General features: G+C 74.5%; 11 protein-coding genes. 3 read left to right on the top strand and 8 right to left on the bottom strand.

Going from position 1 to position 13,593, the window contains the following annotated elements:
* Positions 1–19: 19 nt before the first annotated feature.
* The 3 genes from ACFC0B_RS05210 to ACFC0B_RS05200 form a co-directional block, all read right to left on the bottom strand.
* Positions 20–160, bottom strand: a complete 141-nt coding sequence (locus ACFC0B_RS05210; RefSeq protein WP_376082468.1) for a hypothetical protein — start codon at positions 158–160, stop codon at positions 20–22.
* Between the two features lie 126 nt (positions 161–286).
* Positions 287–1,351 (bottom strand): 2,3-butanediol dehydrogenase, encoded by a 1,065-nt coding sequence (locus ACFC0B_RS05205; RefSeq protein WP_376082465.1) that lies wholly within the window; start codon positions 1,349–1,351, stop codon positions 287–289.
* A gap of 379 nt (positions 1,352–1,730) precedes the next feature.
* Positions 1,731–2,510, bottom strand: a complete 780-nt coding sequence (locus ACFC0B_RS05200; RefSeq protein WP_376082463.1) for a hypothetical protein — start codon at positions 2,508–2,510, stop codon at positions 1,731–1,733.
* A gap of 253 nt (positions 2,511–2,763) precedes the next feature.
* On the opposite strand from ACFC0B_RS05200, the gene ACFC0B_RS05195 reads away from it, so the two are divergent.
* From ACFC0B_RS05195 to ACFC0B_RS05185, 3 genes are all read left to right on the top strand, one after another.
* Positions 2,764–3,276, top strand: coding sequence for a SigE family RNA polymerase sigma factor (locus ACFC0B_RS05195; RefSeq protein WP_376082460.1), 513 nt, complete (start codon positions 2,764–2,766; stop codon positions 3,274–3,276).
* The gene (locus ACFC0B_RS05190) at positions 3,269–4,108 is read left to right on the top strand and encodes a hypothetical protein (protein ID WP_376082457.1); all 840 of its coding nucleotides are present in this window, start codon (positions 3,269–3,271) and stop codon (positions 4,106–4,108) included. The genes ACFC0B_RS05195 and ACFC0B_RS05190 overlap by 8 nt, the downstream gene beginning before the upstream one ends.
* Positions 4,109–4,538: 430 nt before the next feature.
* Entirely contained in the window at positions 4,539–6,089 is a 1,551-nt protein-coding gene (locus ACFC0B_RS05185; RefSeq protein ID WP_376082455.1) for an SDR family oxidoreductase, read from the top strand.
* Here the strand turns inward: ACFC0B_RS05185 and ACFC0B_RS05180 are convergent.
* From ACFC0B_RS05180 to ACFC0B_RS05160, 5 genes are all read right to left on the bottom strand, one after another.
* Positions 6,081–6,599 (bottom strand): MarR family winged helix-turn-helix transcriptional regulator, encoded by a 519-nt coding sequence (locus tag ACFC0B_RS05180; RefSeq protein ID WP_376082452.1) that lies wholly within the window; start codon positions 6,597–6,599, stop codon positions 6,081–6,083. The two genes, ACFC0B_RS05185 and ACFC0B_RS05180, sit on opposite strands and share 9 nt — an antisense overlap.
* Positions 6,600–6,733: 134 nt before the next feature.
* Entirely contained in the window at positions 6,734–8,902 is a 2,169-nt protein-coding gene (locus tag ACFC0B_RS05175; protein WP_376082449.1) for an MMPL family transporter, read from the bottom strand.
* A 64-nt stretch (positions 8,903–8,966) separates the two neighbouring features.
* The gene (locus ACFC0B_RS05170) at positions 8,967–9,365 is read right to left on the bottom strand and encodes a hypothetical protein (RefSeq protein ID WP_376082446.1); all 399 of its coding nucleotides are present in this window, start codon (positions 9,363–9,365) and stop codon (positions 8,967–8,969) included.
* Positions 9,366–9,488: 123 nt separating this feature from the next.
* Positions 9,489–9,854, bottom strand: coding sequence for a hypothetical protein (locus ACFC0B_RS05165; RefSeq protein ID WP_376082443.1), 366 nt, complete (start codon positions 9,852–9,854; stop codon positions 9,489–9,491).
* 251 nt (positions 9,855–10,105) lie between these two features.
* Positions 10,106–13,228, bottom strand: a complete 3,123-nt coding sequence (locus tag ACFC0B_RS05160; protein WP_376082441.1) for a phosphocholine-specific phospholipase C — start codon at positions 13,226–13,228, stop codon at positions 10,106–10,108.
* Between the last annotated feature and the right edge of the window lie 365 nt (positions 13,229–13,593).

Raw genomic sequence — 13,593 nt, 5'->3', positions numbered from 1 at the left:
CGGCGGCGGCGTGCCGGTCTCACACCGCCGGGCCGGCGGGCGCGCGGAAGGCGCCCGCCGATCCGGCGGCGCGGGCGAGGATCATCACCTTGGGCCGGAGCCGTCTTCGGGCGGCGGCGATCGCCAGGACGAACGCCTGCTCGCGACCGGCCGACTGCACCAAGAGGAGCGGGGCATCCGCGACCGGGGTGTCGGTCGCGGATGCCCCGCTCCTGGGGAGGCGGCAGCGGAGGTCCGTTGCCGCCGGCCCGCGCGCTCCCGGCGCGCAGGCCTGCGTGCGCGGGGGTCAGAGGCGGGGGTCCACCAGGATCTTCACGGCCGTCTCGTTGTGGTGGATGAGGGTTTCGAAGCCCTCGGAGACGAGGTCGTCCAGCCCGATGGTCTTGGTGATGAACGGCGCCAGGTCGACGCGTCCCTCCTGCACGAGCTTGATGGTCTGCGGGTGGGAGTTGACGTAGGCGATCGTTCCGCGCAGGTCGACCTCCTTGAGGACGAGCTTCTGCATGTCGAGCGACGCCGGCTTGCCCCAGATCGAGATGACGGTGATCACGCCGCCCGGCTTGACGGCGTCGAACAGCGTGTCGAGGACGACGTTGACGGAGGTGGCCTCGAACGCGACGTCCGCGCCCTTGCCGCCGGTGAGGCGCCGGACCTCCTCCGCGACGTCGGTGACGGCGGGGTCGATGACGTGGTCGGCAACCTTGGTGTCCAGCGCCTTCTGCCGGCGCAGCGAGCTGAGCTCCGAGACCGCGACCTCGACGCCCATCGCCTTGAGCACCGCGCAGGTCAGCAGCCCGATGGGGCCGGCGCCGCCCACGAGGGCGAAGTCGCCCGCCTTGGCACCCGAGCGCTCGAAGGCGTGGTACCCGACCGACAGCGGCTCGATGAGGGCTGCCTGGTCCAGCGGGATGTCGCCGACCGGGTGGACCCACCGGCGTTCGACGACGATCTTCTCGGCGAGCCCGCCGCCCCGGCCGCCCAGGCCGATGAAGTTCATGTCGGGCGAGAGGTGGTAGACCGGGTTGTTCTCGCTGGTGTCGACGTCGGGGCGCAGGATGTAGGGCTCGACGACGACGCGGTCGCCCGGCTTGAGGCCCTCGACGCCCTCGCCCACCGCGTACACGACACCGGACATCTCGTGGCCGAGGGTCACGGGGGCGGCCTCGCCGGAGACCGGGTGCGGGTGGCCGGCCGGCGGTACGAAGATCGGCCCGTCGAGGTACTCGTGCAGGTCGGTACCGCAGATCCCGCAGTACGCGACGTCGATGCCGACCGTGCCCGGCCGGACCGCGGGCTCCGGAGCGTTCTCGATACGGATGTCACCGCGGTCGTAGTAGCGTGCAGCCTTCATGTGAACTGTCCTCTTCACCTGTTGTGCTCACGGCCCGTGGCGGGTCGTACCGTGCAGTGGGGCGGGCGCCCCACCAGGCGGATTTAAGTTGACAGCTAAACATTACATCTGATGACTCACTTCGGCGCGGCGACACGCCCGGCGCCAGTAGTTCGTACAGCATCGAGGCCCGGTCGATATTCCGGCAGCCTTTCCATTCCCCCGGACATCGGTCACATCGGCCGTTGGCGGATTACCCGGGAGGGGGGCGCAGCAGCGTCGCGGCCTTCTCCCGCTCCCCGTCCGCCACGGTCGTCGCGCGGCGCATGGTCATCCGCCGCGCGACTCCCGTGCTACTCCGGCGCTTCGGCAGTGCGAGTTCCAGTGCCCGGAGCAGCGCCTACTGGGCGGTGTTCTTGACGTTGGGCTGGGTCTTCTGGTTGTAGATCTCCTGGCCGTCCGCGTTGTAGGCGTGGACGTAGGGGGCCGGGGGGAAGGAGTTCCCGGGGCCGGCGGCGATGGCCGCCGTGTGGACGAACGCGCCGCCCGCCATGACGGCCGGGTACTGCGTCGGGTCGTCGCCGTAGCTGACGGTGACCTTGGCGACGTCGGGCGTGTAGTGCCCGGCGCCCAGCGAGAGGTACTGCCCGGCACCGGCCGGCGTGCCGAAGCTGTCGAAGAACTCGATCAGGTGGCCGGCGCCCCACAGGCGGTCGTTGATGAACGTCGGGGGGACGGACCGGCTGGCGCCCTGGTCGCCCTTCGCCTCGCACTGCACGTACTGGCCGGCGGAGTCGACGGCGACGACCACCCCGTCGGTGTCCGCCGAGGCGACGGGGGTGCGGACCGCGATCACCGCCTGGTACTGCGACGCGTCGGAGCCCAGGCACGAGCCCAGGATCCCGGCGACGGCCCCCGCGTCGATCGGGACCGTCACCGTACTGGTGACGGCGGAAGCGACCGGGGTGGCGGTCCCACCGGTAACGACGGAGCCCTTGCCGGAGACCGCCGGGGCGTCGGCCGGGGCGTCGGCGGAGGCCGTGGCGGCCGGCGCGGCGGAGGGCTCGCTGTGGGCCGCGGGGGCGGGCGTGGAGGTGCCGGTCGCGGCGGTGGCCATTCCCCCCGCGGTCGCGATGGCTACGGCGGTGGCGGCAATGAGCGTGATCGGGCGGATGCGCATGAATCCGTGTCCTTTCCTGCAGGCGTCCGGTTGACGCCGGCACCCCTGTACGCCTCCCGGCGTCCGGCGGGTCGCGCCCCGCACACGTGATCCAGGTCATAGGCCGCGGGCGCAACGCCGGAACCGCTCTCGTGCGTACAGAGCGGGAGGTTCCGCCCAGGCCGCACGGCTTCACCGCCGCGGCCGGGACACGCCTCCTCGCGGGCCGACTGTGCCGCGAGCTGACGGACAGTCCGGAGGAGGGGCCCCCTTGATGACGCCACAGGAGTTCGACGCGTTCTACGCCGCGTCCTTCTCCCGCCTGACCGGGCAGCTCTACGCGATGACCGGCGACTGGTCCGAGGCGCAGGACGTGGTCCAGGAGGCCTTCATCCGCGCGTGGGACCGAAGGCGCACCCTCGACCCGGACGACGCCCCGGAGGCATGGATCCGGACCACGGCCCGGCGGCTGGCCCACTCCCGCTGGCGGCGCCTGGCCCGGGGCCTGCACTTAGCCGGACGCCACCACCGCCAGGAACCACCCGTCGTCGAGCCGCCCACCGAGGAGCACCTGATGCTGGTCGCCGCACTCCGCGACCTGCCCGAGGCGCAGCGAAGCGCCCTGGTCCTGCACCACATGTGCGACCTCTCCGTCGAGCAGGTCGCGGCCGAGACCGGCGCCGGCGTCAGCGCCGTCAAGAGCCGCCTCGCCCGCGGCCGGGCCGCGCTCGCGGCCGTACTCGCCGACCGGACCCCGACCAGCGAGGAAGGAAAGCTCCGTGTCTGACCCCATCCACGACCCCCTCGGCGACCGGCTGCGGCTGCTCGGCACGCAGATGTCCGCACCGACCCTGCCCGCTGCGGAGGTCCGCCGACGCGCCGAACGGCGCCGCCACCGCCGGCGTGCCCTGGGCGTGACCGCGGCCTGCACCGCGGCGGCCCTGTGCCTGACTCTCCCGTCCGCGCTGCACCCAGCGGGACCGCACCACTCATCGGAACCACAGCAAGGAGCGGCCACCACCGGGGCCTCCTCCGGGTCGGCCTCCCCCCGCCCCTCGGCGGCTTCCGCCGTCACCAGTACGGCGACGGTCCCGATCGACGCGGGGGCCGTCGCCGGGATCCTGGGCTCGTGCCTGGGCTCCGACGCGTCGCAGTACCAGGCGGTGATCGCGGTCCGCACCCCCGTCGCCTCGGCGGACACCGACGGGGTGGTCGTCGCCGTCGACTCCGCCGGCCAGTACGTGCAGTGCGAGTCGAAGGGCGACCAGGGCGCCAGCCGGTCCGTCCCCCCGACGTTCATCAACGACCGCCTGTGGGGCGCCGGCCACCTGATCGAGTTCTTCGACGGCTTCGGCACGCCGGCCGGTGCCGGGCAGTACCTCTCGCTGGGCGCCGGGCACTACACGCCCGACGTCGCCAAGGTCACCGTCAGCTACGGCGACGACCCCACGCAGTACCCGGCCGTCATGGCGGGCGGCGCCTTCGTCCACACGGCGGCCATCGCCGCCGGCCCCGGGAACTCCTTCCCCCCGGCCCCCTACGTCCACGCCTACAACGCGGACGGCCAGGAGATCTACAACCAGAAGACCCAGCCCAACGTCAAGAACACCGCCCAGTAGGCGCTGCTCCGGGCACTGGAACTCGCACTGCCGAAGCACCGCAGGACTCACTGCATGACTTCGAGATGTGGATGGTCGAACGACGCCGGGCAGATGCAGATCTGCATGTTGTAGCCCCTGCCGATCTCCACCATCGGCGGATCGGAGGGCCTGCGCAGTCCGACGCGCTCCGGGGGGATGCGGTCTTCGAGAGGAATCCAGCTGCCGCTTCCGCCCTCCCACTCCCCGCTGCTGACGGTGAGCAGGGCCTGTACTCGGTGTCACAGCTCGGGCAGTGCAGGGGCGAGGGGTCGCAGAAGAACACCATCTCCAGCGGCTCGGCAGCATTCCTCCCCGCGCCCGCGGGGGTCGGGCCGCGCCGCTGCAGGTGCGGGTGCGGTCCGCGGCGGCGATCATCGTGGCGATGGCCGACCGCCTTCCGGGAGCCGCCGTGACCGATGCCGCAGACCCCGCTCCGCCTCGCCCGCTGCGCTGCCTGGTCACCGGGGCCACCGGGTACATCGGCGGCCGGCTGGTGCCGGAGCTGCTGGACGCCGGGCACGGCGTGCGGTGCCTGGTCCGGGATCCGGACCGGCTGCGGGACCATCCCTGGCGCGGGCGGGTGGAGGTCGCCGCCGGGGACGTCACCCGTCCGGAGAGCCTGGACGGCGCGTTCGCCGGGATCGACGTCGCCTACTACCTGGTGCACGCGCTCGGCACCGGTGCCGGGTTCGAGGCCACCGACCGGGCCGCCGCCGCGGCCTTCGGGCGGGCGGCGGCCGCCGCCGGGGTGCGGCGCATCGTCTACCTGGGCGGGCTCGCGCCCGCCGGGGTCCCGGCCGGGCGGCTCTCCCCGCACCTGCGGTCGCGGGTCGAGGTCGGACGGGTGCTGCGCGACAGCGGCGTGCCGACCGCCGAGCTGCGGGCCGCCGTGATCATCGGCTCGGGGTCGGCCTCCTTCGAGATGCTCCGGTACCTCACCGAGCGCCTGCCGGTGATGGTCACCCCGCGCTGGGTGGAGACCCGGATCCAGCCGATCGCCGTCCGGGACGTGCTGCGGCTGCTGGTCGGGGCCGCCGGCCTGCCGCCCGGGGTGAACCGCGCCTTCGACATCGGCGGTCCCGAGGTGCTGACGTACCGGCGCATGATGGAGCGCTACGCGGCGGTGGCCGGGCTGCCGCGCCGGCTGATCCTCGCCGTCCCCGTCCTCACCCCGCGGCTCTCCAGCCTCTGGGTCGGCCTGGTGACGCCGGTGCCCGGGTCGATCGCCCGGCCGCTGGTGGAGTCGCTGCGGTACGAGGTGGTCCGCGGCGAGCACGACCTCGACCGGTACCTGCCGGAGCCCCCGGGCGGCGGCATCGGCTTCGACGCGGCGGTCGGGCTCGCGCTGCGGCGGATCCGGGACGCGGACGTCGCCACCCGGTGGTCCTCCGCCTCGCTCCCCGGCGCCCCGAGCGACCCGCTGCCGACCGACCCGGACTGGGCCGGCGGAAGCCTCTACCAGGACGTCCGGGAGCTGCGGGTGGACGCCGCGCCGGGGGCGCTGTGGCGGGTCGTGGAGGGGATCGGCGGGGAGAACGGCTGGTACTCCTTCCCGCTCGGCTGGGCCGTGCGCGGCTGGCTGGACCGGCTGGTCGGCGGGGTGGGGCTGCGCCGGGGGCGGCGGGACCCGGCGCGGCTGCGGGTCGGCGAGTCGCTCGACTTCTGGCGGGTGGAGGAGATCGAGCCGGGGCGGCTGCTGCGGCTGCGTGCGGAGATGCGGCTGCCCGGACCGGCCTGGCTGGAGCTCTCGGTCGCGCCGGACGGCGCGGGCGGGAGCCGCTACCGGCAGCGGGCGCTGTTCCACCCGCGCGGGCTGGCGGGGCACGCGTACTGGTGGGCGGTGGCGCCGTTCCACGCCGTGGTCTTCGGCGGGATGGCCCGGCGGATCACCGAGCAGGCGGCGCGCGCACCCCGGGACGGCCGGGACGGCCGGGACGGGTCGGCGGGCGGCTCAGCGTGAGTGGCGCAGCTCCTCCAGCTCGACGGTCATCCGGTCCAGGAAGCGGGCGACGGCGGCGAGCTCGGCGGGGGTGAACTCGGCGCGCACCGTCTCGGTGCGGCGGGCGACCGGCGCGAACCACTCGGCCGCCATCCGGCCGGCGCCCGGGAGGTAGTGCACCAGGACCAGCCGCCGGTCCGCCGCGTCCCGGGTGCGGCGGATGTGCCCGGCCCGCTCCAGGCGGTCCAGGACGGCGGTGACCGCGCCCGAGGAGAGGCCGAGTTCCTCGCCGAGCCGCCCGGGGGTGATGCCCGGGGGCGCGGTGGGGTCCTCGCCGGCCGTGCCGTCCGGGGCGCCGTGGGGCGCCGGACCGGCGCGCATGATCGCGAGCAGGGCCTGCACGTCGGTGGTGTGCAGGCCGCTCGCGGCGGCGAAGCCGTGGCCGAGCAGGTTCATCTCGGAGGCGAGGTCCTGCAGCCGACGGCCGAGCTCCGGCGTACCGGAGCCGCGCGGCTCCCCCTGTTCCGCCAAGGCGTGTTCTCCGGTTGCGTGCGAGGTCGGGCTAACCCGTTCAGCCTAACGGTGCCGCCCTCCGCGCACCGACCGCCGTGCACCGCGCACCGACCGCCGTGCACCGCCCACCGCCCGCCGTGCACCGCCCGCGCTCAGACCCCCGGGCCGACGCCTGCACCGGCCGGCTCCGGCTCCACCGGCACCGACCGCGGGACCGCGCGCCCGGTGCGGGCCGGCCACCAGACCCGGTCGCCGAGGTCCCGGACCAGCGCGGGCACCAGCAGCGAGCGCACCAGCAGGGTGTCCAGCAGCACGCCGAAGGCCACGATGAAGGCGATCTGGGCCAGGAAGGCCAGCGGGATCACGCCCAGCGCGGCGAAGGTCGCGGCCAGCACCACACCGGCCGAGGTGATCACCCCGCCGGTCGCGGTGAGCCCGCGCAGCACCCCCTCCCGGGTGCCGGAGCGCAGCGCCTCCTCGCGCACCCGGGTCATCAGGAAGATGTTGTAGTCGACCCCGAGCGCGACCAGGAACACGTACCCGTACAGCGGCACCGAGGGGTCCACGGCGGAGAACCCGAACACGTGCGGGAAGACCACCGCGCTGACGCCGAGCGTCGCCAGGTAGGAGAGCGCGACGGTGCCGGCCAGCAGCACCGGGGCGAGCAGCGAGCGCAGCAGCAGGACGAGGACGGCGAGCACGCAGAGCAGCACCACCGGGGTGATCAGGGTGCGGTCGCGCGCGGCGGTGGTCCGGGTGTCGTCCTGCTGGGCGGTGTAGCCGCCGACCAGCGCGTCCGCGCCCGGGACGGCGTGCACGGCCTGCCGCAGCCGGTGGACGGTGGCGATCGCCGGGTCGCTGTCGGCCGGGTCGGTGAGCGTCGCCTCCAGCCGGACCCGGCCGTCGACGACCAGGGGCGCGCCGCCCGGCGCCCCGGCGGTGGTGGCGCGCACGGCGGCCACGCCGGGGACGGCGGCGGCCGCCGCGGTGACGGCCTCGGAGCGGTCGGCGGCGGCGATCACCACGGCGGGGTTGCCGCTGCCGCCGGGGAAGTGCGCCGAGAGCAGCCGCTGGCCGGCCGCCGAGGGCTGGGCCTTGACGAACAGTTCGCTCTGCGGCACGCCGCCGGCGTCCAGGGTGGGCGCGAGGGCGGCCAGCGCCGCCAGCACGGCCAGGCTCGCCGCCCACAGGGCGCGCGGGCGGCGGGCGACCAGGGCCGCGACCCGGGCCCAGACGGCGTGCACCGGGGCCCGGCCGTCGGCGGCGGGCCGGGCCGGCCAGTAGGCGGCGCGCCCGGCCAGCACCAGGGCCGCGGGCAGGAAGGTGAGCGCGGAGAGCACGGCGCAGCCGATGCCGATGGCGCCGACCGGGCCGAGCGCCCGGTTGTTGGTCAGGTCCGAGAGCAGCAGCACCAGCAGGCCGAGCGCGACGGTGGCGCCGGAGGCGGTGATCGGCTCGACGGACTGCCGCCAGGCGGTGCGCATGGCCGCGAACCGGTCGCCGTGCAGGTGCAGTTCCTCGCGGAAGCGGGCGGAGAGCAGCAGCCCGTAGTCGGTGGCGGCGCCGATGACGAGGATCGACAGCAGGCCCTGGACCTGGCCGTCGACGGTGACCAGGCCGTGGTCGGCGAGCAGGTAGACCAGGGCACAGGCGATGCCGAGGGCGAACACGGCGCCGAGGATGACCAGCAGGGGCAGCAGCACGGCGCGGTAGACGGCGAGCAGGATCAGCAGGACCACGCCGAGGGCGACGCCGAGCAGCAGGCCGTCGATGCCGGCGAAGGCACCGCCGAGGTCGGCGAGGATGGCGGCGGGCCCGGCCAGGCCGACGGTGGTGTCGGGGACGCCTTCGGCGAGTGCGCGGACGGCGCGTACGGTGTCGCCGGTCTCGCGGCCGAGGTCGGCGCGCAGGTGGACGACGCCCTGCAGGGCGCGGCCGTCGGCGGCGGGGACGGCGGGCGAGACGCGTCCGGTGGCGCCGGGCAGCGCGGCGGCGGAGCGCAGGGCCTGTTCGGCGGCGGCGCGGCGGGTGTCGTCGAGGGGGCCGGTGCGGCTCTCCCAGACGAGGACGACCGGCAGGGAGTCGCCGGCCCGGAAGCCGGCGCCGAGCCGGGCGGCCTCGGTGGACTCCGCGCTGCGGGGCAGGAAGGCGGCCCGGTCGTTGGTGGCGACCTCGCCGAGCCGGCCCGCGTAGGAGCCGAAGGCGCCACCGAGGCCGAGCCAGACGACCAGCAGGGCGAGCGGGACGAGCAGCCGGGCGCGGCGCCGCCGGGCGGACGGGGCCGGCGGCGCGGCGGCGGGGGCGGGACGGTCAGCGGGCATGGCGGGGCGCCCTCCGGACTGGACTGGGCGGGGTGCGGACAGCCCGGATCATATCTCTCGACCGTCAAGAGACTTGACGGGTGGAGAGACCTCGGGCCCGCGGCCGCGCCAGGAGCCCGGCCACCGAGAGCGCGCCCCAGCCGACCGAGACGGCGACCGCCATCACCCGGTGCCGGCGGGCCGGGAGGGCGGTGGCGAGCAGGGCGGCGTCACCGAGGTCGGAGGCGATCCGCACGGCGGTGGCGGTGCGCAGTGCGGCGTCGTTCGGGGCGAGCGCCATGGCGAGGCCGCAGGCGGCGTCGCGCAGGGCGAGCGGGCGCAGGCAGGCGGCAACCGGGGCGGGCACCGAGCCGTCGGGCGCGGTGAGGCCGGAGGGGCGGGCCAGCAGGGCCGGCCGGCGGGCGACGGCGAGTCCGTAGACGGCGGTGGCGGCGCCGGTGAGGCGCAGCAGTCGCTGGTGCATGGCGGTGGTCTCCCGGGTGGGTCGTGGACGGGGTGCGCCCAGTCTGGCGCCGCCGGGCCCGGGGCACGCCGACGGCCCACCGGTGGTGGACCGGTGGGCCGTCGGCACGCCGCCCGCGAGGCGTCAGGAGACGCGCTTGATCTGCCAGGCGTTGTTGTTGAGGCTCGGCACGGCCGAGTAGTTGCAGCTGCTGGTGTAGAACGAGGAGAGCTGCACCCAGCCGGCCGGCTGGTACGTCGACGCGCAGACGGTGAGCGTGGTGCCGATCGGCAGGCCGGCGACCTGCTTGATCTGCTTCTTGTTGGGGCTGAAGGTCGAGGAACAGCTCAGGTCGTTCCACCACTGGACGTCGACCCAGCCGCTGGGGGTGAGCTGGCTGGCGCAGACGTTCTGGGTGTCGCCGGGGGCGGCCTGAGCGGTGGTCGTGGTCAGGGTCAGCGCGGCGGCGGCGCAGCCGACGGCCAGGGCGGCGGCACGAAGACGGGACACGGAGCGGCTCCTCTCCACGGCGCGGGCGATCCGCGCCGGTCACCCATTCCTACCGGGGTGATCATGTACACGGCCAGTGGCTTTCCGGCCCGGCGCGGGGCGGCGCGCGACGCGTTCGCGACGGTTGACAGTGCGCCGGCGCACTTGTTTCCGGCATATGCGCGCTCCCGCCTGCGCCCCGGCCGGGCCCGAACGCGCCGACGGCCCCCGGTGCCGGACCGGTGGGCCGTCGGCGCGCTGCGCGCGGGACGTCAGCCGGTGATCGGCTTGGTGTCCAGCCGGATGTGGTCGACGGCCCAGAACCAGTTGTTCCCGGCGTCGTACATCCGGAACTTCAGCGTCACGCTGCGGGCGCCCGCCGGGACGGCGAACTGCTTGGCGACGAAGGTGTTCTGGACGTCCTTGCCGGCGTTGTCGTTGCCGGTGGCGTCGGAGCTGTAGAACACCAGGCGGGTCTCGGTGCCGTTGTCGAACACCGCGGTGACCGCGGCCTTCTGCGGGGCCTCCTGCCGGTAGTGCGAGTCGAAGCCCAGGTACAGGGTGGCGGCGCCGGCCGGGACGGGCACGGCGGGCGAGACCAGGGTCGAGTCGAAGACGCCCTTCTTGGACGGCGAGCCGGTGTCGTCCCAGTCGTCCGGGTCGGCGACGGCCAGGATGCCCAGGCCGCGGGTGAAGTTGCCGCGGTCCTGGCCGGCCGGGCTCGACCACTCGCGCTTGGCGTGGAAGGTCCAGCCCTGGAGGCGGGTGGTGCCCTGCGGCATGCCCGGCGCGTTGACCACCGACCAGCCCTGCGGCGCCTGCGGCGTCCAGCCGAGGACGCCGCCGACCGGCTGGAGCGCGCCGGCCAGCGACTCGAAGTCCTCGCCGAGCAGGTGGCCGGCCATCACCGGCGCGGTGCGGGCGGCGAGTTCGCCGTCGGCGACGGCGAAGCGGTCGCCGGCCTGCGCCCGGGCGGTGACCAGGACGCGGTGGGTGGCGCCGTCCGGCAGCTGGGCGGGCGGGGTGACGTCCCACTCGGCGGTGGCGGTGGCCCCGGCGGCGAGCGAGGCGGGCGCGGCGGTGACGGCGGCGACCGTCCAGCCGGCCGGGACGACCGGCTGCGCCTCCAGCGCGGTGAGCGCGGTGGCGGCGGTGAAGCGGGCGGTGACCCGGGCCGGGCGTCCGGGCAGCAGGATCGCCTCGTCGATGGTGGTCGAGGCGGCCTTGAGCGCGACGTCCACGGCCAGCGGGTCGGCCAGGCCCATCGCCGGGTCGGTGAGCAGGCGCTCGCCGTCCCAGGGGAAGCGGCCGGCGATCCGGCGGCGGAAGCCCAGTTCGCCGCGGACGCCGACGGCGACGTCGTACCAGCCCTCGGGGCCGACCTTGACGTTGACGGTCCTGTCGTCGCCGGCGGCGACCCGGACCTCGCGCAGGCCGTCGCCGTAGGCGAGGTCGCCGACCAGGAAGGTCTGGGCGGTGCGCGAGCGGTTGATCACGTCCACCTCCAGCACCTTGCCGTCGTGTTCCTCGGAGAGCGAGATCTCGTAGGGCGCGTCGACGGTGCCGCGCAGGTGCCACAGCGCGCCGTTGGGGCCGTGCACGCGCAGGTCGTAGCCGTCGCGGCCGACCGTCCAGACGTCGGAGAGCCGGGACTTGGCGCCGACGGTGTAGTGGCGCGGCGGGGTGCCGGGCTCCGGGTAGACGGCGAGGACGGCGCCCTGCTTGCCCTGGTTGATGAAGTCGACGGTCAGCTGGTCGCCCTTGAGGCGCGGCTTGACGATCAGGTTGTACGGGGCCGGGCGGGCGGCCCGGGTGCCGCGCGCCTGCTGCGGGAAGACCTGCGGGTTGGGCACGGTGGGCGCGGGCAGCTTGCCGGTGTCGGTGACCTTCTGGCGGTTGCCGCTGGTGTCCGGCAGCTCGGGCCAGCGCGGGTCGCGGCCGGAGAAGTCGAAGACGTTGGTGAGGTCGCCGCAGACCGAGCGCCGCCAGGGGCTGATGTTGGGCTCCTGGATGCCGAAGCGCTGCTCCAGGAAGCGCAGCACCGAGGTGTGGTCGTAGACGGTGGAGTCGACGACGCCGCCGCGGGTCCACGGCGAGACGACGACCATCGGCACCCGCACGCCCAGGCCCATCGGGTAGGGGCCGGAGACCAGGGTCTCGCCTGCGGGCAGGGTGTCGGACCAGGTCAGCGAGCCGTCGGCGGCCTTGACCCGGTACCTGCCGTCCTGGCCGACCACCCGGTGGTAGCTGGAGCCGCCCTTGCTCACCCGGACGACGACCTCGCCGTCGACCGGCACGGTGGACTTGCCGCGGCCGGCGGCCAGCGGCGGGACGGGCGGCAGCTGGTGGTCCATGAAGCCGCCGTGCTCGTCGTAGTTGAGGATGAAGACGGTCTTCTGCCACACCTCGGGCTCGGCCGCGAGGGCCGCCAGCAGCCGGGCGGTGAGGTGCTCGCCGTTCGGCGGCGCGTAGTTGGCGTGCTCGGAGAGCGCGGCGGGGGCGACGATCCAGGAGACCTGCGGCAGGGTGTCGGCCCGGACGTCGGCGGCGAAGGCCTCGACCAGGGCGTCGCCCATCGCGAAGGGGTCGTTCTTCTTGGCCGGGTCGCCGACGGCGCGCATGCCGCGCTCGTAGAGCGGCTCACCGGGCTCGGCCTTGACGAAGGGGGTGAACCAGGCGAGCGCGTTGTCGTCGAAGTTGTCCAGCGCCTGGTAGGTCTTCCAGCTGACGCCGGCCTTCTCCAGGCGCTCGGCGTAGGTGGTCCACTCGTAGCCGCCGGGGATCTCGGTGTTGTCGGTGACCGGGGTGTCCCGGACGGTGCCGCCGCTGGTGCCCGTCATGAGGTGGTCGCGGTTGGTGTTGGTGTTGCACTGCACCGACGCGTAGTAGGCGTCACAGGTGGTGAACACCGAGGCGAGCGCGTGGTAGAAGGGCATGTCGGCGCTCTCGTAGTAGCCCTGGCCGAGCCAGCCGCCGGAGCGGCGGGTGACCGAGCCGTCGGCGAGGCCGTCGTTCCAGGCCTTCATCGAGTCGACGAAGCCGAACGCGGGGGCGCCCTGCTGGTAGGCGTTGGTGTGGGCGGCGTTCATCGCGAAGGGCAGCAGGTAGCCCTCCTTGCGGCCGGGGTCGGGCTGGTGGAAGACCGAGCGGCCGTTGACGCCGCGCACCGCCGTGCGGTCGCCGAAGCCGCGGACGCCGGCCTGGGTGCCGAAGTAGTGGTCGAAGGCGCGGTTCTCCTGCATGAACACCACGACGTGCTGGATGTCCGCCAGCCGGCCGGGGCGGGCCGGCGCGGCGAGCGCCTCGCGCACGCTGAGCGGGAGGGCGGACAGCACGGCGGCCGCCGCCGCGCCGCCGAGCAGGGTGCGGCGCGACAGTTCGGGCTTCGGACTCATCGGGGGTGGCTCCTTGTACACAGCGGGGGTGGTCGGACGCTTTGGTCCAGACCCGTTATGTGTACGGGCCCCAGGTGGACGGGAGCGGCGGGTTCGATGGCGCGTCGGTGACGGACAATGAACCCTGAGCTGTACAGACAACTTGGCCCGCACTCGCCACCCCCGGCGACACCCGGCGCAGAACTCTTGACAGCACCCTCCGCACGGTATTTGACGGCACTCCTTCAAATTCCCGGGAATCCCGGAAAAGGAAGGTAGTTGACGAACCGTCGGCAGGCACCGGCCAGGTCGTGGACAACCCTTGACGAGGCATGTGGTCTGTGGAAATCTCTCGGCAGGTCCAGGCCAATGATCTTCGAACGGGG

Source organism: Kitasatospora sp. NPDC056184, assembly GCF_042268405.1.
Classification (GTDB): domain Bacteria; phylum Actinomycetota; class Actinomycetes; order Streptomycetales; family Streptomycetaceae; genus Kitasatospora.
The sequence above is the reverse complement of the archived record's forward strand: the minus strand, read 5'-3'. Positions and strand labels throughout refer to the sequence as shown.

Coding starts and splice junctions, on each gene's coding strand:
- ACFC0B_RS05205 (WP_376082465.1), bottom strand. CDS start 1,351: ATGAAGGCTGCACGCTACTACGACCGCGGTGACATCCGTATCGAGAAC.
- ACFC0B_RS05200 (WP_376082463.1), bottom strand. CDS start 2,510: ATGCGCATCCGCCCGATCACGCTCATTGCCGCCACCGCCGTAGCCATC.
- ACFC0B_RS05195 (WP_376082460.1), top strand. CDS start 2,764: ATGACGCCACAGGAGTTCGACGCGTTCTACGCCGCGTCCTTCTCCCGC.
- ACFC0B_RS05175 (WP_376082449.1), bottom strand. CDS start 8,902: ATGCCCGCTGACCGTCCCGCCCCCGCCGCCGCGCCGCCGGCCCCGTCC.
- ACFC0B_RS05170 (WP_376082446.1), bottom strand. CDS start 9,365: ATGCACCAGCGACTGCTGCGCCTCACCGGCGCCGCCACCGCCGTCTAC.
- ACFC0B_RS05160 (WP_376082441.1), bottom strand. CDS start 13,228: ATGAGTCCGAAGCCCGAACTGTCGCGCCGCACCCTGCTCGGCGGCGCG.